General features: G+C 72.5%; 24 protein-coding genes. 15 read left to right on the forward strand and 9 right to left on the reverse strand.

Going from position 1 to position 24,127, the window contains the following annotated elements; genetic code table 11:
* Window positions 1–10 precede the first annotated feature (10 nt).
* Window positions 11–1,018 carry a sugar phosphate isomerase/epimerase family protein gene (locus tag OG370_RS31820; RefSeq protein WP_328470333.1) on the reverse strand — a complete coding sequence of 336 codons (1,008 nt, stop codon included), beginning with the start codon at window positions 1,016–1,018 and terminating at the stop codon, window positions 11–13.
* 79 nt (window positions 1,019–1,097) lie between these two features.
* Window positions 1,098–2,243 (reverse strand): Gfo/Idh/MocA family protein, encoded by a 1,146-nt coding sequence (locus tag OG370_RS31825; RefSeq protein WP_328474616.1) that lies wholly within the window; start codon window positions 2,241–2,243, stop codon window positions 1,098–1,100.
* A gap of 244 nt (window positions 2,244–2,487) precedes the next feature.
* On the opposite strand from OG370_RS31825, the gene OG370_RS31830 reads away from it, so the two are divergent.
* Entirely contained in the window at window positions 2,488–3,693 is a 1,206-nt protein-coding gene (locus OG370_RS31830) for an ROK family transcriptional regulator (RefSeq protein ID WP_328470335.1), read from the forward strand.
* A 122-nt stretch (window positions 3,694–3,815) separates the two neighbouring features.
* Complete coding sequence (locus OG370_RS31835; RefSeq protein ID WP_328470337.1) at window positions 3,816–4,643, forward strand: sulfurtransferase; 828 nt, start codon at window positions 3,816–3,818, stop codon at window positions 4,641–4,643.
* 124 nt (window positions 4,644–4,767) lie between these two features.
* Here OG370_RS31835 and sepH read toward each other — a convergent pair whose 3' ends face one another.
* The 3 genes from sepH to OG370_RS31850 all read right to left on the reverse strand — a co-directional run bounded on the left by sepH (window position 4,768) and on the right by OG370_RS31850 (window position 8,887).
* Window positions 4,768–5,847 carry a septation protein SepH gene (gene sepH / locus OG370_RS31840; protein ID WP_328470339.1) on the reverse strand — a complete coding sequence of 360 codons (1,080 nt, stop codon included), beginning with the start codon at window positions 5,845–5,847 and terminating at the stop codon, window positions 4,768–4,770.
* A gap of 483 nt (window positions 5,848–6,330) precedes the next feature.
* A complete protein-coding gene (locus OG370_RS31845; protein ID WP_328470341.1) occupies window positions 6,331–7,683 on the reverse strand; it encodes a D-arabinono-1,4-lactone oxidase in 1,353 nt (450 codons plus the stop codon).
* Entirely contained in the window at window positions 7,610–8,887 is a 1,278-nt protein-coding gene (locus OG370_RS31850; protein WP_328470343.1) for an MFS transporter, read from the reverse strand. Before OG370_RS31850 ends, OG370_RS31845 begins: the two co-directional genes overlap by 74 nt.
* A 159-nt stretch (window positions 8,888–9,046) precedes the next feature.
* On the opposite strand from OG370_RS31850, the gene OG370_RS31855 reads away from it, so the two are divergent.
* Both OG370_RS31855 and OG370_RS31860 read left to right on the forward strand, forming a co-directional pair.
* A complete protein-coding gene (locus tag OG370_RS31855; protein WP_328470345.1) occupies window positions 9,047–10,216 on the forward strand; it encodes a ferrochelatase in 1,170 nt (389 codons plus the stop codon).
* Between the two features lie 14 nt (window positions 10,217–10,230).
* On the forward strand, window positions 10,231–11,097 hold the full coding sequence (locus OG370_RS31860) for an inositol monophosphatase family protein (protein WP_328470347.1): 867 nt from the start codon (window positions 10,231–10,233) through the stop codon (window positions 11,095–11,097).
* A 119-nt stretch (window positions 11,098–11,216) separates the two neighbouring features.
* Here OG370_RS31860 and OG370_RS31865 read toward each other — a convergent pair whose 3' ends face one another.
* The gene (locus OG370_RS31865) at window positions 11,217–11,390 is read right to left on the reverse strand and encodes a hypothetical protein (RefSeq protein ID WP_328470349.1); all 174 of its coding nucleotides are present in this window, start codon (window positions 11,388–11,390) and stop codon (window positions 11,217–11,219) included.
* 286 nt (window positions 11,391–11,676) lie between these two features.
* Between OG370_RS31865 and OG370_RS31870 the strand changes: the two genes are divergently transcribed.
* From OG370_RS31870 to OG370_RS31885, 4 genes are all read left to right on the forward strand, one after another.
* Window positions 11,677–12,330: a response regulator transcription factor gene (locus OG370_RS31870; RefSeq protein ID WP_328470351.1), complete on the forward strand. Its 654-nt coding sequence runs from the start codon at window positions 11,677–11,679 to the stop codon at window positions 12,328–12,330.
* 5 nt (window positions 12,331–12,335) lie between these two features.
* Window positions 12,336–13,598 carry a sensor histidine kinase gene (locus OG370_RS31875; protein WP_328470353.1) on the forward strand — a complete coding sequence of 421 codons (1,263 nt, stop codon included), beginning with the start codon at window positions 12,336–12,338 and terminating at the stop codon, window positions 13,596–13,598.
* A 447-nt stretch (window positions 13,599–14,045) separates the two neighbouring features.
* Complete coding sequence (locus tag OG370_RS31880) at window positions 14,046–14,345, forward strand: DUF4193 domain-containing protein (RefSeq protein WP_103884889.1); 300 nt, start codon at window positions 14,046–14,048, stop codon at window positions 14,343–14,345.
* A gap of 12 nt (window positions 14,346–14,357) precedes the next feature.
* Window positions 14,358–15,185, forward strand: coding sequence for a hypothetical protein (locus tag OG370_RS31885; RefSeq protein WP_328470355.1), 828 nt, complete (start codon window positions 14,358–14,360; stop codon window positions 15,183–15,185).
* Between the two features lie 62 nt (window positions 15,186–15,247).
* Here OG370_RS31885 and OG370_RS31890 read toward each other — a convergent pair whose 3' ends face one another.
* A complete protein-coding gene (locus OG370_RS31890) occupies window positions 15,248–15,715 on the reverse strand; it encodes a DUF3093 domain-containing protein (protein ID WP_328470357.1) in 468 nt (155 codons plus the stop codon).
* A 229-nt stretch (window positions 15,716–15,944) separates the two neighbouring features.
* Between OG370_RS31890 and OG370_RS31895 the strand changes: the two genes are divergently transcribed.
* From OG370_RS31895 to OG370_RS31920, 6 genes are all read left to right on the forward strand, one after another.
* Entirely contained in the window at window positions 15,945–16,550 is a 606-nt protein-coding gene (locus tag OG370_RS31895; RefSeq protein ID WP_328470359.1) for a PaaI family thioesterase, read from the forward strand.
* On the forward strand, window positions 16,547–17,071 hold the full coding sequence (gene dut / locus OG370_RS31900) for a dUTP diphosphatase (protein ID WP_328470361.1): 525 nt from the start codon (window positions 16,547–16,549) through the stop codon (window positions 17,069–17,071). The genes OG370_RS31895 and dut overlap by 4 nt, the downstream gene beginning before the upstream one ends.
* A 2-nt stretch (window positions 17,072–17,073) precedes the next feature.
* Window positions 17,074–17,844, forward strand: a complete 771-nt coding sequence (locus OG370_RS31905; protein ID WP_328470363.1) for a DUF3710 domain-containing protein — start codon at window positions 17,074–17,076, stop codon at window positions 17,842–17,844.
* A gap of 299 nt (window positions 17,845–18,143) precedes the next feature.
* Window positions 18,144–18,890: an ABC transporter ATP-binding protein gene (locus OG370_RS31910; protein ID WP_328470365.1), complete on the forward strand. Its 747-nt coding sequence runs from the start codon at window positions 18,144–18,146 to the stop codon at window positions 18,888–18,890.
* 136 nt (window positions 18,891–19,026) lie between these two features.
* Window positions 19,027–19,425, forward strand: coding sequence for an OB-fold nucleic acid binding domain-containing protein (locus tag OG370_RS31915; protein ID WP_328470367.1), 399 nt, complete (start codon window positions 19,027–19,029; stop codon window positions 19,423–19,425).
* Between the two features lie 4 nt (window positions 19,426–19,429).
* The gene (locus OG370_RS31920; RefSeq protein ID WP_328470369.1) at window positions 19,430–20,248 is read left to right on the forward strand and encodes a DUF3159 domain-containing protein; all 819 of its coding nucleotides are present in this window, start codon (window positions 19,430–19,432) and stop codon (window positions 20,246–20,248) included.
* 123 nt (window positions 20,249–20,371) lie between these two features.
* Here OG370_RS31920 and OG370_RS31925 read toward each other — a convergent pair whose 3' ends face one another.
* Window positions 20,372–21,049: a potassium channel family protein gene (locus OG370_RS31925; protein WP_328470371.1), complete on the reverse strand. Its 678-nt coding sequence runs from the start codon at window positions 21,047–21,049 to the stop codon at window positions 20,372–20,374.
* Window positions 21,046–21,714 carry a potassium channel family protein gene (locus OG370_RS31930; protein ID WP_328470373.1) on the reverse strand — a complete coding sequence of 223 codons (669 nt, stop codon included), beginning with the start codon at window positions 21,712–21,714 and terminating at the stop codon, window positions 21,046–21,048. The genes OG370_RS31925 and OG370_RS31930 overlap by 4 nt, the downstream gene beginning before the upstream one ends.
* A gap of 247 nt (window positions 21,715–21,961) precedes the next feature.
* On the opposite strand from OG370_RS31930, the gene OG370_RS31935 reads away from it, so the two are divergent.
* Window positions 21,962–24,028 carry an APC family permease gene (locus OG370_RS31935; RefSeq protein ID WP_328470375.1) on the forward strand — a complete coding sequence of 689 codons (2,067 nt, stop codon included), beginning with the start codon at window positions 21,962–21,964 and terminating at the stop codon, window positions 24,026–24,028.
* The last annotated feature ends 99 nt before the right edge of the window (window positions 24,029–24,127 follow it).

The raw sequence follows: 24,127 nt of genomic DNA on the forward strand, positions 1-24,127 counted from the left end.
GCCCGCGGGGTCAGGACGACGAGCTGAACGCCGAGTCGAAGGACGACTCCGGCGGCTCGATCGCGGCCAGCGCCCTGACGTGCGCGAGCGCCTGCGGGGCGCCCAGCAGGCGGTCCATCCCGGCGTCCTCCCACTCCACCGAGATCGGGCCGTCGTAGCCGATGCTGTTGAGCATCCGGAAGACCGGTTCCCACGGCACGTCGCCGTGGCCGGTGGAGACGAAGTCCCAGCCGCGCCGCGGGTCGCCCCACGGCAGGTGCGAGCCGAGCCGGCCGTTTCGCCCGTTCAGCTGCTTGACCGACTCCTTGCAGTCCACGTGGTAGATGCGGTCCTTGAAGTCGTAGAGGAAACCGACCGGGTCGAGGTCCTGCCACACGAAGTGGCTCGGGTCGAAGTTCAGCCCGAACGCCGGGCGGTGGCCGATCGCCTCCAGGGTGCGGACCGTGGACCAGTAGTCGTAGGCGATCTCGCTCGGGTGCACCTCGTGGGCGAAGCGCACCCCGACCTCGTCGAAGACGTCGAGGATCGGGTTCCAGCGGTCGGCGAAGTCCTGGTAGCCGCGGTCGATCATCTCCGGCGGGACCGGCGGGAACATCGCCACGGTGTGCCAGATCGACGAACCGGTGAAGCCCACCACGGTCTTGACCCCGAAGGCCGCGGCGGCCCGCGCGGTGTTCTTGATCTCCTCGGCGGCGCGCTGCCGCACGCCCTCGGGCTCGCCGTCGCCCCAGATCCGGGCCGGCAGGATGCCCTTGTGCCGCTCGTCGATCGGGTGGTCGCACACCGCCTGCCCGGTGAGGTGGCAGGAGATCGTCCAGCTGCGCAGCCCGTGCTTCTCCAGGGTGTCGCGCAGCCGCGGCAGGTAGGAGTCGTCGCTCAGCGCCGCCTCCACGTCGAAGTGGTCGCCCCAGCAGGCGATCTCCAGGCCGTCGTAGCCCCACTCGGAGGCGAGCCGGCACACCTCGGTGAACGGCAGGTCGGCGAACTGGCCGGTGAAGAGGGTGACGGGTCGGGCCATGGCGTGGGTCCTCCTGCGGTCGGTCGTGAGGGTCGTGGGAGTCGTGACGTTCGTGAAGCCGGTGCGGGGGCGGCGCGGGTCAGGACGCGACCGGGATGTGCACGCCCAGTGCCGCGGCGCTGGACTCCACGGCCGCCAGCACCCGCTGCACCTGGAGCCCGTCGGCGAACGACGGCCGCGGGTCGGTCCCCTCGGCCACCGCCGTGACGAAGTCCCGCACCTGGTGGGTGAAGGAGTGCTCGTAGCCGATCAGATGGCCCGGCGGCCACCAGGCGGCCATGTACGGGTGGGTCGGCTCGGTCACCAGCAGCTTGCGGAAGCCCGCGGTGGCGGCGTCCTCGGTGCGGTCGTGGAAGGCCAGTTCGTTCATCGACTCGGCGTCGAAGGCGAGGCTGCCCAGCGAGCCGCTGATCTCGATCCGCATCGCGTTCTTGTGCCCGGTGGCGAACCGGGTCGCCTCGAACACGCCGATCGCGCCGCCCTCGAACCGGGCGGTGAACACCGCCGCGTCGTCCACGGTCACCGCGCCGCGCTCGCTGGAGGCGGTGCCGGACAGGCCGCTGGAGCTGGCCGGCAGCGGCCGCTCGGCCACGAACGTCTCCAGCAGCGCGCCCACCGAGGAGATCCGCTGCCCGGTCAGGTACTGCGCCGCGTCGATGCTGTGCGCGCCCAGGTCGCCGAGCGCGCCCGACCCGGCCCGGTCCTTGCGCAGCCGCCAGGCGAGCGGGAACTCCGGGTCCACCAGCCAGTCCTGGAGGTACTGCGCCCGCACCTGGTGGATACGGCCCAGCCGGCCGTCCGCGACGAGCTGCCGGGCCAGCGCCAGCGCGGGCACCCGGCGGTAGTTGAAGGCGACCATGGAGCGCACCCCGGCCGCCCGGGCCTCCTCCGCCGCCACGGCCATCTCCTCGGCCTCCTCGACCGAGTTGGCCAGCGGCTTCTCGCACAGCACGTGCTTGCCCGCGGCGAGCGCCGCCAGCGCGATCTCGGCGTGGCTGTCGCCGGGCGTGCAGATGTCCACGACATCGATGTCCGGACGCGCCACGAGCACGCGCCAGTCGGTCTCGTACGACTCCCAGCCGTACCGCTCGGCGGACGCGCGGACGGACTCGGCGTCGCGCCCGCAGACGGCCGCCATCTCGACCCGGCGCGGCAGGTCGAAGAAGCGGCCCGCGGTGCGCCAGGCGTGCGAGTGGGCCGCGCCCATGAAGGCGTGCCCGACCATGCCTACGCGCAAGCCGGGCGCGGCTGCCGCCGCGTCCGTGGGCGGCGGGGGTGTTGACGTCAAGGTGGCTCCTCCTGGCGGCCCGTCTCCATCGTTGTTCTTCCGGCATCGACTGAAACTCCGCGCGCCGGATGGAACAGTTTGCGAGTTTCTGCCTGAACTTTGTCATAAGTCAAGGCTCTTGACGGGAGGAACCCCAAGAAGGCACGGTGCGGTGGACCGCTCGTCCACACCCCTGGGGGTCATGATCGAAACTCCAGTCAACCTGCGCGAGGTAGGAAGGCTACGGGTCCTGGAGGCCCTGCACACCTCCGTGCGCAGCAGTCGTCCGGAACTGGTGCGGGTCACCGGGTTGTCCAGGGCCACGGTTTCGTCGTTGATCGCGGATCTGATCGCGGTGGGTCTGGTGACGGAGGACGAGGGTCCGGAGGAGCCGGAGCCGCGGCGTACCGGGCGTCCTGCGCAGTCGTTGTCGTTGGTGCCGACCGCGGGGTATGCGATCGGTGCGGACATCGGGCATCAGCATGTCCGGGTGATCCTGTGCGACTTGTTCGGGGCGGTGTTGTGGGAGCACTGGGTGGCCAAGGAGGTGGACCGGGCTCCTGAGGAGACGCTGGACCTGGTGGCGGTGCTGGTCGGGCGGGCGTTGCAGGAGACCGGGGTGGGCCGGGAGCGGGTGCTGGGGATCGGTGCGGGGATCGCGTCGCCGGTGGAGAAGGGCAGTGGGGCGCTGGGGGCGGAGGGCATCATGCCCGGGTGGGTGGGGATGCGGTTGACGGACGAGTTGCGGCGGCGGACGTCGTTGCCGGTGCGGGTGACCAATGACGCCAACGCGGGCGCGCTGGCGGAGCGGATGTACGGCGCGGGGCGGCACGCGAGCGACATGGTCTACGTCCGGCTCTCCGCGGGGATCGGGGCGGGCATCGTCAGCAACGGGAAGCTGCTGCTCGGTGCGCGGGGCCTGGCCGGCGAGATCGGGCACCTGCCGCTCACCGCGGACGGCCTGATCTGCCGCTGCGGCAACCGCGGCTGCCTGGAGACCGTCGCCAGCCCCGTCGCCATCGCCCGCCTCCTCTCCGACAGCTGGGGCCAACACGTCGTCCCCCGCGACCTGCCCGCGCTGATCGAGCAGCGCAACACCGGGGCGCTGCGCGCGGTGCGCGACGCCGGGGACGCCGTCGGCCGCGCGCTGTCCACGCTGGTCACCCTCCTCAACCCCCGCCTGATCGTGGTCGGCGGGGACCTGGCGGGCGCGGGCGAGGACATCCTCGAACCGATGCGGTCCGGGGTGCGGCGGCACACGCTGCCGTCGGCGGTGGAGAGCGTCGAGATCGTCACCGGAGGACTGGGCGACGGCGCGGAGGTCCGCGGCGCCGCGGGCCTGGTCCTGGCCGACGCGCCCCAACTGCTGTCCGCCGCACCGGGCGCACCGCAGGAGGAGCCCGCGTAGCGGCCCGGCCACGAGCCCGCGCTCGCGGCCAGGCGCCCGCTCACGGCCAGGCGCTGCGGTCGGCCGTGCGCCGCGGCCGGCCGCGCTGACGCGATCGTGGGTGACCACCCACAATGGGTGCCATGGAACCCATCATCACCGCGGCCGAACTGGCCGCGGCGCCCGCCTCGACCGCCGTGCTCGACGTCCGCTACAAGATGGGCGGGCCGCCCGGGCACGGCGAGTACGCCGCCGGCCACATCCCCGGTGCCCGGTACCTCGACCTGGACACCGCGCTGGCCGGCCCGCCCGGGCCGGGCGGGCGCCATCCGCTGCCCGACACCGAGGTGTTCGGCGCGGCGATGCGCGCGGCGGGGGTCGGCGCGGACACCGACGTGGTGCTCTACGACGACTGGAACGGCTGGGGCCCGGCCCGGGCCTGGTGGTTGCTGCGCTGGGCGGGCCACGAGCGGGTCAGGGTGCTGGACGGCGGGCTGGCGGCGTGGAAGGCGGCGGGGCTGCCGCTGAGCACCGAGGAACCGGCGCCGGGCGACGGCGACTTCGTGCCTCACCCCGGCGCGCTGCCGGTGCTCGACGCGGCCGGCGCCGCCGAACTGGCCCGCCGCGGGCTGCTGCTGGACGCCCGCGCGGGGGAGCGCTACCGCGGTGAGACCGAGCCGATCGACCCGGTCGCCGGCCACATCCCGGGCGCGGTCAGCGCGCCCACGACGGACAACGTCACCGCCGACGGCCTTTTCCGCACCCCCGCCGAACTCGCCGCCCGCTTCGCCGCCCTGGGCGCGACGCCCGAAGCCGAGGTGGGCGTCTACTGCGGGTCCGGCGTGTCCGCCGCCCACCAGATCCTCGCGCTGGCCGCCGCGGGCGTTCCCGCGGCGCTGTACGTGGGCTCCTGGAGCGAGTGGGGCGCAGACCCGTCCCGGCCGGTGGCGACGGGCGAGCAGCCGGGCTGACCCGCCGCCCGGAGCCACGCGTAAGGGGCAGCCACCCAAGTGGCTGCCCCTTACGGCCGTCGGCTCCCGGTCAGTGTCCCGATTCCCCTGACGAGGTCGGGCTACTCCTGTCCGCGCGCAGTCGCTACTCCTGCTTCTTGCGGCGGCTGCCGAAGACGATCTCGTCCCAACTGGGCACCGTGGCACGCCGTCCCGGGCGGACGCCGTCCGCCTCGGCCTGGCGGTCGGTGGTGCCCTTCAGGCGGTCGCGGTGGCCGGCCACCGCGCGCGGCATCAGCACGTCGGCGTAGGCGGAGCCCGCACCGGCGCTGGCCGCGGGTGCGGCCTCCTCCGGCTCCTCCTGCGGCACTTCCGCCGCCGGAGCGGCGTCCGGCGGGGCCGGCGGAGCGGGCACGACCATGTCGCCACGGAAGCTCGGCACCGCTTCCAGCAGGCTGGTGAGCGAGTCGCGCTCCTCCGGCTGCTCCTCGGCGCGCGCCTCCCGGTCCTGGCGGTCGGGCCGCTCCGGGCGTTCCGTGCCGGGGCGGTCCAGCGGCCGGTCCCTGGGCAGCCGGGCGATCCGGGGCACGAACGGGAAGCTCGGCTCCTGGCCCTGGGTCTGCGTGGTCTCGCCGATCAGCGCGCGGGCCTCGTCGTCGACCGCCTGCACCAGGCGGCGCGGCGGGTCGTAGGTCCAACTCGCCGAGTGCGGCTCACCGGCCACCCGGTAGACCAGCAGCACCTCCCAGGTGCCGTCGTCGCGGCGCCAGGAGTCCCACAGCACGGTGTCCTTCTCCGCGCCGCGCAGCAGCAGGCGTTCGGCGACCGCCTCGCCCAACTGCGGCCCGGTGGTCTCGCCCTGGCGGCGGACCGGGGTCTTCCTGGCCCGCTCGGCCATGAAGGCCCGCTCGGCCAGCACCGGCCCCTCGAACCGCCGGACCCGCTCCACCGGGATGCCGCCGAGCTGGGCGACCTCCTCGGCCGAGGCACCGGCACGTATCCGCGCCTGGATGTCCCGGGGCCGCAGATGGCTCTCGACCTCGATCTCGATCTGGCCGAGCCGGGCCCGGTCGTTGCGCACGGCGGCGCGCAGCCGCTCGTCGATCGGGAGGGTGTACTCCGTGCTGTCGGCAGCTTTGAGCACCAGTCGGGTGCCGTCGTTGCTGACGGCCACGACCCGCAGTTCGGGCACGGTTACCTCCCGGGTGGTGCCTGCCGACGTCACGTGCGTCGCTGCTCCCGTTGAACGAGTGTGGCCTGCCCGGGTGCAGCGTGCCACAACCTTGCGGAGTTACCCGGCGTGTCGGGACAAGATGGTGACACGCCGTTATGGGACGGTAGTCGATTGGCCACCCAGCGTGACCAACTGCGGCACCCCGGGACGAGCGCCCCCCGACTCCCGTTCACGGTTTCCTTGGCGACCGGCCGGGCGCCGGAAGCCAGGATTCGTCACGGTACTCCATTCGGGCCACCGCGGGGCGGCTGCCGCGCCGTCGAATGTCGTGCGGGGGGCGGGAGTTGGGTGACCCGGCTCACATCCGGGGGTTCCACGCATCACCCAAAAGAGGACGTAGTCCACGAAGTCGCCGTCACCTGACTGCCGACGCGGCGCCCGGCCACCGGCCCCGTCACCGGCCGGCGACCTGGCATCCGGCGGCAACCTCACGCCCGCCCGACGACCTCGCCCGGCCGGCAACCTCGCGCCCGGCTACGAACCCAGCACCCGCCGCAGGTAGTCGTTCCCGAACAGCCGCTCGGGGTCGAGCCGGTCGCGCAGCGCGGTGAACTCCTCGAAGCGCGGGTAGGCCGCCCGCAGGTACTCCGCGTCGCGGGTGTGCATCTTGCCCCAGTGCGGCCGCCCGCCCGCCGCCGTCATGATCCGCTCGACCGCGGTGAAGTACTCCTGGTAGCGGCTGCCCCGGTACATGTGCACCGCCACGTAGGCGCTGTCCCGGCCGGACGCCGTGGACAGCGCGATGTCGTCGGCCGGCGCCACCCGCACCTCCACCGGGAAGCTGATCCGCAGGTCGGACCGCTCCACGGTGGCCTTCAACTCCCGCAGCACCTGCACCGCGGCCTCCCGCGGCACCGCGTACTCCATCTCCACGAACCGCACCCGGCGCGGGCTGGTGAAGACCTTGTACGCGATGTCGGTGTACGTCCGGGCGGACAGCGCGCGGCTGGAGAGCTTCGCGATCCCCGGGATCGCCGACGGCGCCACCCTGCCGAGCGCGCACGCGGCCTGGAAGACGCCGTTGGAGAGCAGTTCGTCGTCGATCCAGCCGCGCACCGCGGGCACCGGCGCGGCCGGGCCCGTACTGCGGTTGTTGCGCTTGGTGTTGCAGCCCTCGGTGTGCGGGAACCAGTAGAACTCGAAGTGCTCGTTCTCCGCGACGAGCCGGTCGAAGTCCGCGGTCACCCGGTCGAAGGTCATCGGCTCCTCCCGCGCGGTGAGCAGGAACAGCGGCTCCACCGCGAAGGTGAGGGTGCTGACCACGCCGAGCGCGCCCAGCCCGAGCCGGGCGGCGGCGAACACCTCGGGGTTCTGCTCGGCCGAGCAGGTCAGCACCGACCCGTCGGCGGTCACCAGGTCGAGCGCGACGATCTGCGCGGCGATCGAGGCGGAGTCGCGACCGGTGCCGTGCGTGCCGGTGCTGGTGGCGCCGGCCACCGTCTGCTCCATGATGTCGCCCATGTTCCGCAGCGACAGGCCCGCCGCGGCCAGCGCCGCGTTGAGCTGCCGCAGTTGGACCCCGGCCTCCACGGTGACGGTGCCGGCCGCCGCGTCGATCGACCTGATCGCGGTGAGCCCCTCGGGCCGCACCAGCAGCCCGTCGGTGGCCGCCGCCGCGGTGAAGGAGTGGCCGGAGCCGACCGCCTTCACCCGCAGCCCGTCCGCGGCGGCCTTCCGTATCGCCGCGGCCAGTTCGTCCACGGACGCGGGCGCGGCGACCCGCCCGGGCCGCGCCGAGACGTTGCCCGCCCAGTTACGCCACTCCCTCGCCTTCGCGGGTGCCGTCGTGCTGCTCGTGGCCGCGGGTGCTGCTCCGGTCCGGCTCATCGTGGTCCTGCTCCTCCCGATCCGGTGCCGGCCGCAGCCGGCGATAGCCGAGGAACGCCACCGCCGCCGCGAAGACCGCGGCGAAGGTGCACACCCAGAAGGCGGCCGAGGCGCCGTGCGCGTCGATCACCCGACCGGCGAGCGCGGCACCGGCGGCGACGCCGACCGCGAGACCCGTGCTGGTCCACGTGATGCCCTCGGTCAACCGCCCCCGGGGTACCAGCTGTTCGACCAGGCCCATGGCGTTCACCATCGTGGGGGCGATGGTCAGGCCGGAGAAGAACAGCGCCAAGGCCAGGAACCACAAGTTCCCGACCAGTAGTGGCGGGATCATACTCACCGCCATCAGCGCGATGCCCAGCCGGAACCGCCCGGCGATCGTCCCGCGCGGCCGGCTCAGCCCGAACACCAGCCCGGCGACGCACGAACCGAGCGCGTACGTCGCCAGCACCACACTGGCCAGCGCCTTGTGGCCGCGCTCGTCGGCGAACGCGACCGTGACCACCTCCACCGCGCCGAACATCGCACCGGTGCCCACGAAGACCCCGACCAGCACCGCCAGCCCCGGCGCGGCCAGCACCGACCCGCCGGACTGGTGCGCGTCCGCGTGCGGAACCGGCTCGGTGCCCCGCAGCGCGGTCAGCGCCAGCACCCCGACGGCCAGGAACACCGCCGCCAGCAGCGGCCCGGCCTCGGCGAACCAGCCGGTGCTCAGCCCCACCGACAGGATGGGGCCGACGATGAAGACGATCTCGTCCACCACCGCCTCGACCGAGTACGCGGTGTGCAGTTTCTCCGGGGTGCCGCGCAGGATCTCCGACCAGCGGGCCCGCACCATGGCGCCGGTGCTCGGGGTGGTCCCGGCACCCAGCACGCACACGAAGTACGCCCAGTCCGGCGCCCCGGCCCGGACGCACGCCAGCAGCCCGGCCACCGACACCACGCTCACCGCGCAGACCGGGCGCAGCACCCGCCGCTGTCCGTACCGGTCCACCATGCGGGAGATGCGCGGGCCGCTCGCCGCGCCGGACAGCGCCAGCGTCGCCGACAGCGCGCCCGCCAGGCCGTACCGCCCGGTCACCTGGGAGACCATCGTCACTATGCCGATGCCCAGCATCGACAACGGCATCCGGCCGACCAGTCCGGCCAGGCTGAAGGCCACCGCGCCCGGGGTCCGGTAGATCGCTCGGTAAGGGCTGGTCACGTGGAGCTCCCCGGCGTCGTCGCCGTCGGCACGGGCAGGACGGATCGGGGTCCCGCGTAAGGAACATGGCTGGCGAGTACAGCTTACGGACCGGGGCAAGTCGTTTTCCGCCGGAGCCGGGCGCCGGGGACGTCGGACCGAAGTGGCAGGATCGGAGGCATGCCTGATCAGCGTGACCCGCTCGCCGCGCCGGACCGAACCGCCCGACCGGAGCCGCCGGACGCCGGCCCGTACGACGCCCTGCTGCTGCTCTCCTTCGGCGGACCGGAGGGACCGGACGACGTGGTGCCGTTCCTGGAGAACGTCACCCGGGGCCGCGGCATCCCGCGCGAGCGGCTGAAGGAGGTCGGCAAGCACTACTTCCTGTTCGGCGGGGTCAGTCCGATCAACGCGCAGAACCGCGAGCTGCTGGACGCGCTCCGCAAGGAGTTCGCCGACCACGGCCTGGAACTGCCGGTGTACTGGGGCAACCGGAACTGGGCGCCCTATCTGACGGACACGCTGCGCGAGATCGCCGACGCCGGGCACCGCCGGGTGCTGGTGCTGGCCACCAGCGCCTACGCCTCCTACTCCGGCTGCCGCCAGTACCGGGAGAACCTGGCCGCCTCGCTCGCGGTGCTCGCCGAGGAGGGCCGCCCCGCGCTGCGGGTCGACAAGCTGCGGCACTACTTCAACCACCCCGGCTTCGTCGGGCCGATGACCGACCACACGCTCGCCGCGCTCGCCGAACTGCCCGAGGAGGTGCGCGGCGGCGCCCGCCTGGCCTTCACCACGCACTCCATCCCGACCGCCGCGGCCGACACCTCCGGCCCCGTCGAGGGCCACGGCGACGGCGGCGCGTACGTCGCCCAGCACCTCGACACCGCCCGGCAGGTGGCCGAGCGGGTCCGCGCGGCCACCGGCGTGGACCGCCCGTGGCAGCTCGTCTACCAGTCCCGCAGCGGCGCCCCGCACATCCCCTGGCTGGAGCCGGACATCTGCGACCACCTGGAGCGCGAGCACGCCGACGGCGCCCCCGCGGTGGTCATGGTGCCCATCGGCTTCGTCTCCGACCACATGGAGGTCAAGTACGACCTCGACACCGAGGCGGCGGCCAAGGCCGCGGAGCTCGGACTGCCGGTCGCCCGCGCCGCCACGGTGGGCGCCGATCCGCGGTTCGCCGCCGCCGTGCGCGACCTGGTGCTGGAGCGCGCCGCGACCGAGCGCGGTCCGGCCCCGGCCCGCTGCGCGCTCGGCGCGCTGGGCCCGAGCCATGACGTGTGCCCCGCGGGCTGCTGCCCGGCCGCCGGCCGGCAGCCGTCGCGGCCCGCCGCCGCAGGAACCGACTGAGGAGACCGGAACAGATGAGCACACCCGCCAACGGCCCGGCCGGCCCGGACCAGCCGCCCGCCACCGGCCCGGCCGGCCCCGCCGCCACCGGCGAGGACGCCGAACTCCTGGGCATCGCCCTGGAGGCCGCCCGCAGGGCCGGCGCCCTGCTGCGTGACGGCCGCCCCGCCGACCTGGGCGTGGCCGCCACCAAGTCCAGCCCGATCGACGTCGTGACCGAGATGGACATCGCCGCCGAGAAGCTGATCACCGCCTACATCGGGCGGCTGCGCCCCGAGGACGGCTTCCTCGGCGAGGAGGGCGCGAGCAGCGAGGGCACCAGCGGCGTGCGCTGGGTGATCGACCCGCTGGACGGCACCGTGAACTACCTCTACGGCCTGCCCTCCTGGTCGGTGAGCATCGCCGCGGAACGGGACGGCGAGACGGTGGTCGGCGTCGTGGCGGCCCCGATGCGCCGCGAGACCTACCAGGCGGTGCTCGGCGGCGGCGCCTACGTCGAGGGCGTCCGGGCGCACTGCCGCCCCGCCCCGGACTTCGAGCACGCGCTCGTCGCCACCGGTTTCAGCTACCTGCGCGAGCGCCGGGTCGCGATGGCCGAGGTGATCAAGGGGCTGCTGCCGCAGGTCCGCGACATCCGGCGCGGCGGCTCGGCGGCGATCGACCTGGCCGACGTCGGCTGCGGCCGCCTGGACGCGTACTACGAGCGCGGCCTGAACCCGTGGGACCTCGCCGCCGGGGACCTCTTCGCCCGCGAGGCCGGCGCCCTCACCGGCGGCCGCCCGGGCGAGGCGCCCTCCGGTGAGCTCACCCTGGCCGCGCCGCCCGGCCTCTTCGAACCGCTCCAGCGCCGCCTGGACGAGCTGGGCGCCTGGCACGACTGAACCGGCCCCACCGACCCGGCCGGCGGTCCGCAGCGGGCCGCCTGCCGGCCTCCTCGCGGCATGCGAACGCCCCGGCACCTTCGTGGTGGCCGGGGCGTGCGGCTTTGGGGGCCGGAGGTTCAGGCGACCTTGGGCCGTACGTCCACCCCGTGCTCCGCGGCGAGGCGGCGCAGATCGTCCAGTTCGCCCTCTTCGACATCGGCGAGGAAGTCGTCCCCGGTTTCGCGGGCCCGGCGCAGATCGGACTCCGTGCTGTGTATGCGCTGGAGGATTCCATTCGTGAACGCGTCCATTGTGCGCCCCCTCGTCGTCTCCGTTGACACGCGAGTGTCAAGCCCGCTGTCCTCGCGCGGGAAGCGCGGGACAAGGCGTGGTGGGTGGGTGTAAAGCCGTCCTCCCCACCCCGCCCGAGCGGGAAACCTCACCGACCCGAAGGAAATTCCGGCGGCCCCCGACGTCCCGTTCTCCGGTCCTCGGCGTACCGCCCCTCGGACCACGGGCGTTCCCCTTACCGCCGATTTACGGGGGTCCGGTGCAGGATGGAGGTGGATTCCCACAGCTCACGGAAGGAACAGCGCCTTGCGCGTACTGGTCGTCGAGGACGAGCAACTGCTCGCCGATGCGGTTGCCACCGGCCTGCGCCGCGAAGCCATGGCCGTCGACGTGGTCTACGACGGCGGTGCCGCCCTGGAGCGCATCGGCGTCAACGACTACGACGTGGTGGTGCTCGACCGCGACCTGCCGGTGGTGCACGGCGACGAGGTGTGCCGCCAGGTGGTCAGCCTCGGCCTGCCCATGCGGGTGCTCATGCTCACCGCCGCGGGCGACGTCAGCGACCGGGTCGAGGGCCTGGAACTGGGCGCCGACGACTACCTGCCCAAGCCCTTCGCCTTCACCGAGCTGACCGCCCGGGTGCGCGCGCTCGGACGCCGTACGACGGCCGCCCTGCCGCCGGTGCTGGAGCGCTCCGGCATCCGGTTGGACCCCAACCGCCGGGAGGCGTTCCGCGACGGCAAGGAGGTCCACCTGGCGCCCAAGGAGTTCGCCGTCCTGGAGGTCCTGATGCGCAGCGAGGGCTCGGTGGTCTCCGCCGAGCAGCTGCTGGAGAAGGCGTGGGACGAGAACACCGACCCGTTCACCAACGTGGTGCGGGTCACCGTGATGACGCTGCGCCGCAAGCTCGGCGAGCCGCCGGTGATCGTCACGGTGCCCGGCTCCGGCTACCGGATCTGACCGCCATGGCCCACCTGTCCTCCCAGACCCCCGCGAGCCCGCCGCCGGCCCGGCCGTCCACCCCTCCGCGCCCGGCCTGGGACCCGCCGCCCGCCGAGTCCCCGCCGCCCTGGCTGCGGCCCACGATCCGGATACGCCTCACCGTGCTCTACGGCGGGATGTTCCTGATCGCCGGTGTCGTGCTGCTGTGGATCATCTACCTGCTGGCCGCCCAGGCCATCAGCAAGGGCTCCCAGCTGCCCTTCCAGATCGCCACGATCAACGTGACCCCCGGCAGCTGCATCACGGTCGACCAGAGCACCACCAGCGAACAGCTCCACCAGATGATCAGCTCCTGCATGCAGCACCAGCGGGACATCGCGCTCAACACGCTGCTCAAGCGCTCGCTGCTGGCCCTCATCGGCCTGGCGGTGGTCGCCTTCGCCTTCGGCTACGTGATGGCCGGACGGGTGCTGGCGCCGCTGGGCCGGATCACCCGCGCCGCCCGCGGGGTGGCCGGTTCGGACCTGACCGGGCGGATCGAGCTGGACGGCCCGGACGACGAGCTGAAGGAGCTGGCCGACACCTTCGACGAGATGCTGGAGCGGCTGGAGCGGTCCTTCACCGCCCAGCGCCGCTTCGTCGCGAACGCCTCGCACGAACTGCGCACCCCGCTGGCGATCAACCGCACCCTGCTGGAGGTGCAGCTCGCCGACCCGGACGCCTCGCCGGACCTCCAGCAGCTCGGCAAGACCCTGCTGTCCACCAACGAGCGCAGCGAGCAGCTCGTGGAGGGCCTGCTGCTGCTCGCCCGCAGCGAGAACGAGATCGTGGACCGCAAGGCCGTCGACCTCGCCGAGGCGGCCTCCAGAGCCCTGGAGCAGACCCGTGGGGAGGCGGAGGCGAAGGGCGTGGCCCTGCGCGAGTCGCTGGCCCCCGCGGTCGTCCAGGGCAACGGAGTGCTGCTGGAGCGGATCGCGCTGAACCTGGTGCAGAACGCCGTGCGCTACAACGTGCCGGCGGACGGCTGGGTCGATGTGACCACCAGCGCGGAGCATGGCCAGGCACTCCTGGTGGTGGCGAACACCGGACCGGTCGTTCCCGCTTACGAGGTGGACAACATGTTCGAACCCTTCCGCCGGCTGCGCACCGAGCGCACCGGCAGCGACAAGGGCGTCGGGCTCGGGCTGTCCATCGCCCGCTCGGTCGCCAGAGCGCACGGCGGGGTGATCACCGCCGAGCCGCGCGAGGGAGGCGGCCTGGTCATGCGGGTCGCGATCCCGATGTGAGACCCGGTGAACTCCTGTGACAGGCTGTGAACCGCGTCACGCCCGGCCGAGCCCGACTCGCCGCGCCGACCGGGACGCTGTTCGCTTTGCGAGTAATCGGCACTTCTGGTGCGCTCGGCGCACACCTGTGATCGATTGCACACGGCTCTCTCACAGTGTGTACGCTCGGTGATCGCGGATCGGGGAGAAACGACCGTAAATTCCATGTTTCCGCAGGTCATGATCACGGGAAGTACACGGAGAGGCATCCATGGCGGATGACTTTCGGACCGCCACGGACCATGATCGGCCACCCTTGCACTCACCTCTTCGGGGGCGTCCTCGGGTGTCGATTGAGTAACAGGCCTTGATGTGAGGCAAAATCTCCGCCTCGGGTCGGGCACAAGTCCGGCCTCCCGCGCGTTACGGCGCTGGAGACACCACAGACACCCACAGGGGGAGAGCGAAATGGCTACGGATTACGACACCCCACGCAAGACCGACGATGACGTCAATGAGGACAGCATCGAGGAACTGAAGGCACGGCGGAACGAGAAGTCGACCTCCGCGGTCGACGTTGACGAGTTCGACCAGGCCGAGTCCCTGGAGCTGCCCGGCGCCGACCTCTCCAACGAGGAGCTGTCGGTCCGTGTGCTGCCCCGCCAGGCGGACGAATTCACCTGCATGAGCTGCTTCCTGGTCCACCACAGGAGCCAGCTCGCTGCCGAGAAGAACGGAAACCCCATCTGCCGCGACTGCGCGGCCTGACCGGCCGGCGCCGTGACCGGCTCACCGGATGAGCGTAGGAACGTCGAGCGGGGCCGTGCGGCCTCGCTCGCGGCCGCGACCGCCCGCGGGGTCACCCGGGGCGTCGGCGGCGGTGCCCGCGCGAGCGGGCGGCTGGCCAAGGCCGGCGCGGGGTCCGTCGCCGAGCGGCTGCTGGAGACCGCTCCGCGCATCCCCGTGCGCGATCTCGGCACGCTGCGCGCCCAGTTCCCCGGGCTCGGCCCCGACGAGATCGCCGACCGGCTGATCTCCGCCGCCGTGAAGGGCACCATGACGGTCGGCGCCGGTGTGGGCGCGGCCGCCATGCTGCCGGTCCCGCCCGCCATGCCCACCGAACTGGCCACCGAGACCCTGGGCGTGGCCGCCGTCGAGTACAAACTCATCGCCGAACTGCACGAGGTCTACGGCCTGCGGGTGCCCGGCAACGTCAGGGAGCGCGCCACCGCCTACCTGTGGTCCTGGACCGAGCAGCGCGGCATCGACGCGCTGAAGCTGTCGACCCTCAACGTGGCGCTCGGCACCAGCATGAAGCGGGAGATGCGCCAGCGGCTCCTGCGCCGCAGCCTCAGACACATGCCCGCGCTGACCCCGTTCATGATCGGCGCCGCCGTCGGCGCGGTGATGAACCGGCGCGACACCCGCAAACTCGCCGGGCGGGTCCGCAAGGACCTGCGCGCGCACCAGTTGCCCTGGCCACTGCTCGTGGAAAGCTCCGCGACCGCCGGGACCTCCGCGACCTCAAAGATCGACGGCGACGCCGAGGAGCCCGGCCTGTCCGGCCGCACCCCGCCGCCCGAACTCCCCGGCCCCTCCGGGCTTTAGGCCCCGCGGGCCCGCACGCGGGGCTGCGCGGGCCGAGTCCCCCGCACCGGGCGGGGAAACCCCTAGCTCGCCTGGTCGGCCGTCCTGAGGGCGCCCAGCGCCTCGGCCAGCCGCTGCGGCGAGCGGGTCGACAGGTAGACGTACGGCGTCGGGTCCGCCGGATCGGTCACTTCCACCTTCACCGCGGTCGGCACGTAGGACCGCAGCAGCATGAAGGCCCGCGGGTCCGCCTTGTACGACCGCCAGGCCACCGCCTCCGCCGGGTCCAGCACCAGGGCGTCGCCCAGCGCCTCCAGCGGGATGCGCGCCTTGCCCGCGACCAGCGAACCGGCCACCACGCGGATGCGCGCGGACCCGTAGGAGCTGACCGTCATCATGGCCAGCGCCCCGCCCGTGACCAGGCCGCCGAGCATCGGGAGCAGGCCGAAGGGGACGAAGACCAAGGCCAGGCCGACGCCCGCGCCGATGGCCATGAACCACCAGGAGCGCGGCACGGTGAGGCGTTCGTCGTAAGGCTGCGAAGCGGGCATGGCATAAGCGTGCCATGCCCGTCTGTGCCCGCGGGGCCGGGTGCGCGGGCGCGGTGGGGGTGCCGTCCTCACGGCTCCCGGGAAAGCCCGAGACCGCGCCTCCGCGTACCTTCACCTGCCCCCGCGTGTCCCGGCCGCCGGCTTCGCCGGGGAGCACCTCCCGGCGCCCCTTCGCGGGTGGCACGGTCGGACAGGGGCGCCCACACCTTCGCGCGATAAGGTCTGCGGCGTGAGTGCAGCCACAACACCCCCCAACGCGGGCCGACCGAGCCTGGCGCCGCCGCCCGGTGCCGTCGCGCCCGTACGCCATCCCGAGGCGCCCGCGCCCGGCGAACTGCTCGGCGCGCACTACGACCAGTGCTTCGGCTGCGGCGAATCCCAGCCGTACGGCCTGCGCCTGGCGGCCCGGGCCGGTGAAGGCGTCAGCGTCACCGCGGAGTTCACCGTCCAGCCCGCCCACCAGGGCGCGCCCGGCCTCGCGCACGGCGGGGTGCTGGCCACCGCGCTGGACGAGACGCTGGGCTCGCTGAGCTGGCTGCTGCGGGTCATCGCGGTGACCGGGCGGCTGGAGTCGGACTTCGTCCGGCCGGTCCCGGTCGGGGCGACCCTGCATCTGTCCGCGCGCTGCACCGCGGTGGACGGCCGCAAGATCTACAGCAGCGCCGAGGGCCGGATCGGCGGCCCGGACGGCCCGGTGGCGGTCCGCGCCGACGCCCTGTTCATCGAGGTGAAGATCGACCACTTCACCAGCAACGGCCGCGCCGACGAGATCCAGGCCGCGATGTCCGACCCCGACCAGGTGAAGGTCGCCCGCGCTTTCGAGGTGAACCCATGAGCAGGCCGCCGGTGGACGTGCTGCTGCGCCGGCTCGACGAGTCGGTGCCGGTCCCCGCGTACGCGCATCCCGGCGACGCGGGCGTCGACCTGATCACCACCGAGGCCGCCGAACTGGCGCCCGGCGAGCGGACGGTGCTGCCCACCGGCATCTCCCTCGCGCTGCCGGACGGCTACGCGGCCTTCGTCCACCCCCGCTCCGGCCTTGCCGCGCGGTGCGGGGTGACGATGGTGAATGCCCCGGGAACGGTCGACGCCGGGTACCGTGGGGAGATCAAGGTGATCGTGGTCAATCTCGACCCGCGCGAGACCGTCAGGTTCGAGCCGGGCGACCGGGTCGCCCAACTGGTCGTCCAGCAGGTCGAGCGGGTCCGCTTCCACGAGGTCGCGGAACTGCCGGGATCTGCCAGGGCCGCGGGGGGCTTCGGCTCCACGGGGGGTCACGCCGCGGTGCAGACACCGTCGGCGGGCACGTCCAGCAACGGATACGCATCGGTCCTCAGCGACCGGGAAGGACAGTGACCGTGTTCCGTCGTCGCAAGGAGCGCGAAGACGCCATCGACGAGCTCGACGAGGCCGAAGGCCCGGAGGACTCGGCCGAGGACACCGCGGAGCCGGACGACTCCGAGGAGTCGTCCGACTACAACCTTCCGCCCGCCCCGCGGCCCGACGGCCCGTGGGACGTGAGCGAGGTCCAGGAGCCCGGCGAGGGCCGGGTGGACCTCGGTGGCCTGTTCGTGCCCGGTGTCGAGGGCATGGAGCTGCGGGTCGAGGTGGCCGGCGAGTCCATCGTCGCCGCGACCGTGGTGCTGCGGGACAGCGCCGTCCAGCTCCAGGCGTTCGCCGCCCCGAAGTCCGAGGGCATCTGGGGCGAGGTGCGCGAGGAGATCGCGTCGGGCATCACCCAGCAGGGCGGCATCGTCGACGAGGTCGAGGGCCCGCTCGGCTGGGAGCTGCGCGCGCAGGTGCCCGTGCAACTGCCCGACGGCACCAACGGGGTGCAGCTCGTGCGCTTCATCGGCTGCGACGGCCCGCGCTGGTTCCTGCGCGGGGTCATCTCCGGCCAGGGCGCGGTGCAGCCCGCCGCCGCCGGCGTGCTGGAGTCGGTCTTCCGCGACACCGTGGTGCTGCGCGGCGAGGCACCGATGGCGCCCCGCGACCCGATCGTGCTGAAGCTCCCGAACGACGCGCAGATGGTGCCCGACGGCGCCACGCCCGAGCAGAGCGAGCAGTCGAAGTTCGGTGACGGTATCGACCCGATGCGGCGCGGCCCGGAGATCACCGAGCTGCACTGAGCCGTCGCGGCCCGACCGCCGCCCGCCGTTGCCCGCTCCGGTCGCACAACCTCCTTGCGGGCAGGCACGGTTCGGCGTTCGCCGCGTCAAGCACCCGCATCCACCCGGTCGTCGGCAGGTTCGACGGCCGGGTCGCTGCGTTCCGGGTCCCGCCTGCGCGCCGCCGCCGCGATCGTTATCCGGCGACCGGCTGGTTTCCGGGCGCCCGCGGCGTACCGTACGGATACGCGACGGCCGGGGATGATGACGGCGCGGCCCGGCACGGCCGGGAGACGGGCCGGCACGGGGGAGGAAGAGACATGAGCGAGCAGTCCGCCAACCAGGCGGGTACGGCAACGGCGATCGCCGAGGGGCCGGACGGCGGCGACATGGTCGTCGTCGAGGACCTGCGCCGCACCTACGGCTCCGGTGACACCGCGGTGGCCGCCCTGCGCGGGGTGTCCTTCCGGGTGCCGCGCGGCGAACTGGTCGCCCTCAAGGGCCGTTCCGGGTCCGGGAAGACCACGATCCTCAACCTGGTGGGCGGCCTGGACAGCCCGGACGGCGGCCGGATCAGCCTGGACGGCACCGACCTCGCCGGGCTCGGCGACGACGACCTGCTCGCGCTGCGCCGGGACCGGATCGGCTTCGTCTTCCAGTCCTTCGGGCTCATCCCGATCCTGACCGCCGCCGAGAACGTCGGCGTGCCGATGCGGCTGCGCAAGGCCCCGGCGCGCGAGCGCGAGGAGCGGGTCGAGCTGCTGCTCGCCCTGGTCGGCCTCGCCGACCACGCCGCCCAGCGGCCGGGGGAGATGTCCGGCGGCCAGCAGCAGCGGGTGGCGATCGCCCGCGCGCTCGCCAACCGCCCGGTGCTGCTGATCGCCGACGAGCCGACCGGCCAGCTCGACGCGGACACCGGACTGGCGGTGATGGAGCTGTTGCGCGCGGTGGTGCGCAGCGAGGGCGTGACCGCGCTGGTCGCCACCCACGACACGCAGCTGCTGGCGCTGGCCGACCGGGTGCTGGAGCTGCGGGACGGGCGGATCGTCGACGCGGAGCAGCCGTAGCCGTAGCCGTAGCCGTAGCCGCAGCCACGGCAGCTGGGGCAGGGGCGGGACGGGCGCCGGCGGGCCCCGGGACGGCCGCTCGCGCCCCTGCGTCGGGCCTCTGGTCCCGCGCGGGCATCCCGGTACCCTTGGCCTTATGAGTGGTGCCATCCGTTCCGACCGACCCGCGGGTCGCTTCCGTCGCATGCTCGACCGGTTGTCCTCCTCCCAGGAGGAACTGCACTCCGAGGAACTGCAACAGGACGCCCTCGCGGTCGGCTGCACACGGATCTGCGACTGCTCCGACCGACAGATCGTGTCCGTGACCGGTACGCTGCGTACGGTCACGCTCCGTCCTCGGGCCGGCGTGCCCGCACTGGAAGCCGAGCTGTTCGACGGTTCGGCCGCACTCGACGTGGTGTGGCTGGGGCGCCGCAGCATCGTCGGCATAGAACCCGGGCGCATGATCATCGCGTCCGGCCGGATCTCCATGAACCGAGGCCGTCCGGTGCTGTTCAACCCCAAGTACGAACTGCGTCCGGTCGGACAGGAGTAACCAGGTGACGTCGATCGACAACACGGATCAGACGGTGGGCGCCGATCCGGTGGCTCCGGACGGCTCCGGCGGGTCCCAGCGGCTCGACGGGGCGGGCGGAGCCGACGGCGGAGCGCAGGGCACCGAGGAGGCGGCCCGCGCGGTCACCGAGGCGGCGCTCTTCGAGGCGTTCGGCGGGGTGCGCGGCATGGTGGAGACCACCGTGCCCGGGCTGGTCTTCGTGGCGATCTACACGGTCAACCACGACCTCAAGAGTTCCGCGATCGCCTCGCTCGCGCTGTCCGTGGTGATGGGCGTGGCCCGGCTGCTCAAGCGCGACACCCTCAAGCACGCCTTCAGCGGCGTGTTCGGGGTCGCCTTCGGCGCGGTCTTCGCGATGGTGTCGGGCAACGCGAAGAACTTCTACCTGCCGGGCATGCTCTACACCCTCGGCCTCGCGCTCGCCTACATCCTCACCGCCGCCGCCAAGGTGCCGCTGCTCGGTCTGATCCTCGGGCCGATCTTCAAGGAGAACCTCTCCTGGCGCACCCGCAACCCGGGCCGGCTGCGCGCGTACACCAAGGCGAGCTGGGCGTGGGGGCTGATCCTGCTCGCCAAGTCCGCGATCCTCTTCCCGCTCTACTGGTGGGGGAACGCCACCCAGCTCGGCTGGGTCAAGGTCGCGCTCGGCATCCCGCCGTTCCTGCTGTCGGTCTACCTGACCTGGATCTTCCTGGTGAAGGCGCCGCCGCCGATCGACGTGATCGCGGAGATGGAGGCGGCGGAAAAGGCCGAGAAGGCGGAGAAGGCCGAGAAGGAGCGCCAGGCGTCCGCGTCGTCCTGACCGCCGGACCGCCCGACCGCCGGCGACACGGCCGAGCACCGCACGTGCACAGAGCCCCGACCACCAAAGGTGGCCGGGGCCCCTGTGCGTGTCCGCGGGTCTACGCCCGCGGTCCGGTCCCGGCTACTCCTCGGCGGAGCCTTCCTGGACCGACAGCAGGTCCTCCAACTGCTCCTCGCGGTGCGGCGCCGCCACGAACAGCAGCTCGTCGCCGGCCTCCAGGGCGTCGTCCTTGGACGGCGTGAGCACCCGGTTGCCGCGGATGATCGTCACCAGCGAGGTGTCGGTCGGCCACTCCACGTCACCGACCCGGGTGCCGACGAGCGCGGCCTCCTCGGGCAGCGTCAACTCCACGAGGTTCGCGTCACCCTGGCTGAATCGCAGCAGCCGGACCAGGTCGCCGACGCTCACCGCCTCCTCGACCAGCGCCGACATCAGGCGCGGTGTGGAGACCGCGACGTCGACGCCCCAGGACTCGTTGAACAGCCACTCGTTCTTCGGGTTGTTGACGCGCGCGACGACCCGCGGGACGCCGTACTCGGTCTTGGCCAGCAGCGACACGACCAGGTTCACCTTGTCGTCGCCGGTGGCGGCGATCACCACGTTGCAGCGCTGCAGCGCGGCCTCGTCGAGCGAGGTGATCTCGCAGGCGTCGGCGAGCAGCCACTCCGCCTGCGGGACCCGCTCCACCGAGATGGACGTCGGGTTCTTGTCGACCAGCAGCACCTCGTGGCCGTTCTCCAGCAGCTCTCCGGCGATGGAGCGGCCGACCGCGCCGGCCCCGGCGATGGCGACCCTCATGACTGCGCCTCCTCGGGCCCCTTGGCGAACGCGGCCTCGACGTCGGCGACACCGTCGGTGCGCATCATGACGTGCACGAGGTCGCCTTCCTGGAGCACCGTCTGCGAGGTCGGGAGCATGGCCTCGCCGAGCCGGGTGAGGAACGCCACACGGACGCCGGTCTCGTCCTGGAGCCGGCTCACCTTGTGGCCGATCCAGGCGGCGGACGTGTGCACCTCGGCGAGCTGCACCCCGCCGCTGGGGTCGCGCCACAGCGGCTCCGCGCCCGACGGGAGCAGCCGGCGCAGCATCTGGTCGGCGGTCCACCGCACGGTGGCCACCGTCGGGATGCCCAGGCGCTGGTAGACCTCGGCACGCTTGGGGTCGTAGATCCGCGCTGCCACGTTCTCGATGCCGAACATCTCGCGGGCCACCCGGGCCGCGATGATGTTGGAGTTGTCGCCGCTGCTCACGGCCGCGAAGGCGCCCGCCTCCTCGATACCGGCCTCACGCAGCGTGTCCTGGTCGAACCCGACTCCGGTCACCCGGCGCCCGCCGAACCCGGAGCCGAGGCGGCGGAACGCCGTCGGGTCCTGGTCGATCACCGCGACCGTATGACCATGCTGTTCGAGGGAGTGCGCGAGAGCTGAACCCACTCGCCCGCATCCCATAATCACGACGTGCACGACCGTCCTTCCGGCTGCCAACATTTGACGACTGAGTCTGACGACTGCTGAGTCCGACTGATGCGACTAGGACCGTGAAACCAGGAGCCGTCGTCGTAAAAGTTGGTCCAAGACTCTCAGACCGGGGGCTCAAGCTCCACACGCGCGGGGTGGCGTAGAAGTTCCGTGGGAGCGGGGGCGCAGGTTCTTCACACTCGGTCCGGTACTCGGGCGCACGGGTGGCATGCCCATCCCTTAACATCGCGGGGTGTCCAAACTGACCGACCTGCCGAAACGGATTCTGATCGGCCGGGCGTTGCGCAGCGACAGGCTGGGCGAGACGCTGCTGCCCAAGCGGCTCGCGCTCCCCGTCTTCGCCTCCGACCCGCTCTCCTCGGTCGCCTACGCGCCCGGTGAGGTGCTGCTGGTCCTTTCGATCGCCGGCATCTCCTCCTACCACTTCAGCCCGTGGATCGCGGTCGCGGTGGTGGTGCTGATGTTCACCGTGGTCGCCTCCTACCGGCAGAACGTGCACGCCTACCCCTCCGGCGGCGGCGACTACGAGGTCGCCACCACCAACCTGGGGCCGAAGGCGGGTCTCACCGTCGCCAGCGCGCTGATGGTCGACTACGTGCTCACCGTCGCGGTGTCGGTCTCGTCCGGCATCGAGAACCTGGGCTCCGCGGTGCCGTTCTTCGTCACCCACAAGGTGCTCGGCGCCGTCGGCATGATCGTGGTGCTGATGCTGATGAACCTGCGCGGGGTACGGGAGTCGGGCACGATCTTCGCGATCCCGACCTACGCCTTCGTCTTCGGCGTCTTCTGCATGATCGCCTGGGGCATCTTCAAGATCGCCACCGGACACGACATGAACGCGCCGACCGCGCACTACACGATCCACGCCGAGTCACCGGGCCTCGGCGGATTCGCTCTGGTCTTCCTGCTGTTGCGGGCCTTCTCCTCCGGATGTGCGGCGCTCACCGGTGTCGAGGCGATCAGCAACGGCGTGCCGGCCTTCCGGAAGCCCAAGTCGAAGAACGCCGCCACCACGCTGGCGGCCATGGGCCTGCTGGCGGTCACGATGTTCTGCGGGATCATCGCGCTGGCGATGAACACCCACGTGCGGATGGCCCAGAACCCGGCCACCGACCTGCTCAACCACGGCAAGCCGCTCGGCAGCCACTACACCCAGGACCCGGTGATCGCGCAGGTCGCCGAGGCGGTCTTCGGGCACAACTCGATCCCGTTCATCTTCCTGGCCGCGGTCACCGCGCTGGTGCTCTTCCTCGCCGCGAACACCGCCTACAACGGCTTCCCGGTGCTCGGCTCGATCCTCGCGCAGGACCGCTACCTGCCCCGGCAACTGCACACCCGCGGCGACCGGCTCGCCTTCTCCAACGGCATCGTGCTGCTGGCCGGCTTCGCCGCCGTGCTGGTCTACATCTACGGCGCGAACTCCACCCGGCTCATCCAGCTCTACATCGTCGGCGTCTTCGTCTCCTTCACGCTCAGCCAGACCGGCATGGTGCGGCACTGGAACCGCCATCTGCGCACCGAGACCGACCCGGCCAAGCGCCGCCACATGCACCGCTCCCGCGCGATCAACACCTTCGGCGCCTTCCTCACCGGCCTGGTGCTGGTGATCGTGCTGCTCACCAAGTTCACCCACGGGGCCTGGGTCGCGGTGCTCGGCATGGTGATCTTCTTCGCCACCATGACCGCGATCCGCCGGCACTACACCCGCGTCGCCGAGGAGATCGCCGCCGACGACGAGCCCGGCGACGACTACGTCCGCCCGTCCCGGGTGCACTCCATCGTGCTGGTCTCCAAGCTGCACAAGCCCACCCTGCGCGCCCTGTCCTACGCCAAGTTGATGCGCTCCGACAGCCTCGAAGCCCTCAGCATCAACGTCGACCCCCAGGACACCAAGGCGCTGCAGGCCGAGTGGCAGAGCCACGGGATCGATGTGCCGCTGAAGGTCCTCGACTCGCCCTACCGCGAGATCACCCGCCCGATCATCGACTACGTCAAGGGCCTGCGCCGCGACAGCCCCCGCGACGTGGTCAGCGTCTACATTCCCGAGTACGTCGTCGGCCACTGGTACGAGCACCTGCTGCACAACCAGAGCGCGCTGCGGCTCAAGGGCCGGCTGCTGTTCAGCCCCGGCGTCATGGTGACCTCCGTGCCCTGGCAGCTCGACTCCTCGGAGGCGGCCCGCGCGCGTGCCCGCCGCCGTGCGGACTGGAGCGCGCCCGGTTCCATCCGCCGCGGTCCGGTCGGGCCGCCGCGGTCCGACCACCGCGAGCACACCACCCCGGGGAGCGGGCAGAAGTAGCCGGCGGCCCGACGACGGCCGCGGGTGGGCGGCCCGGGTGGTCGGCTGGGTTCGGTCGGTCGGTCGTGGGCGGGCGGGCAGGCGGTCGCGGGCGGTCGG

The sequence above is a fragment of the Streptomyces sp. NBC_00448 genome, from assembly GCF_036014115.1.
Taxonomy (GTDB): Bacteria; Actinomycetota; Actinomycetes; order Streptomycetales; family Streptomycetaceae; genus Actinacidiphila.

Excerpts from the sequence above, each read along its gene's own strand:
- OG370_RS31820 (WP_328470333.1), bottom strand. The coding sequence starts at position 1,018 with ATGGCCCGACCCGTCACCCTCTTCACCGGCCAGTTCGCCGACCTGCCG.
- OG370_RS31825 (WP_328474616.1), bottom strand. The coding sequence starts at position 2,243 with ATGGTCGGGCACGCCTTCATGGGCGCGGCCCACTCGCACGCCTGGCGC.
- OG370_RS31830 (WP_328470335.1), top strand. The coding sequence starts at position 2,488 with ATGATCGAAACTCCAGTCAACCTGCGCGAGGTAGGAAGGCTACGGGTC.
- OG370_RS31835 (WP_328470337.1), top strand. The coding sequence starts at position 3,816 with ATGGAACCCATCATCACCGCGGCCGAACTGGCCGCGGCGCCCGCCTCG.
- OG370_RS31845 (WP_328470341.1), bottom strand. The coding sequence starts at position 7,683 with ATGAGCCGGACCGGAGCAGCACCCGCGGCCACGAGCAGCACGACGGCA.
- OG370_RS31855 (WP_328470345.1), top strand. The coding sequence starts at position 9,047 with ATGCCTGATCAGCGTGACCCGCTCGCCGCGCCGGACCGAACCGCCCGA.
- OG370_RS31860 (WP_328470347.1), top strand. The coding sequence starts at position 10,231 with ATGAGCACACCCGCCAACGGCCCGGCCGGCCCGGACCAGCCGCCCGCC.
- OG370_RS31865 (WP_328470349.1), bottom strand. The coding sequence starts at position 11,390 with ATGGACGCGTTCACGAATGGAATCCTCCAGCGCATACACAGCACGGAG.
- OG370_RS31875 (WP_328470353.1), top strand. The coding sequence starts at position 12,336 with ATGGCCCACCTGTCCTCCCAGACCCCCGCGAGCCCGCCGCCGGCCCGG.
- OG370_RS31880 (WP_103884889.1), top strand. The coding sequence starts at position 14,046 with ATGGCTACGGATTACGACACCCCACGCAAGACCGACGATGACGTCAAT.
- OG370_RS31890 (WP_328470357.1), bottom strand. The coding sequence starts at position 15,715 with ATGCCCGCTTCGCAGCCTTACGACGAACGCCTCACCGTGCCGCGCTCC.
- dut (WP_328470361.1), top strand. The coding sequence starts at position 16,547 with ATGAGCAGGCCGCCGGTGGACGTGCTGCTGCGCCGGCTCGACGAGTCG.
- OG370_RS31910 (WP_328470365.1), top strand. The coding sequence starts at position 18,144 with ATGAGCGAGCAGTCCGCCAACCAGGCGGGTACGGCAACGGCGATCGCC.
- OG370_RS31915 (WP_328470367.1), top strand. The coding sequence starts at position 19,027 with ATGAGTGGTGCCATCCGTTCCGACCGACCCGCGGGTCGCTTCCGTCGC.
- OG370_RS31925 (WP_328470371.1), bottom strand. The coding sequence starts at position 21,049 with ATGAGGGTCGCCATCGCCGGGGCCGGCGCGGTCGGCCGCTCCATCGCC.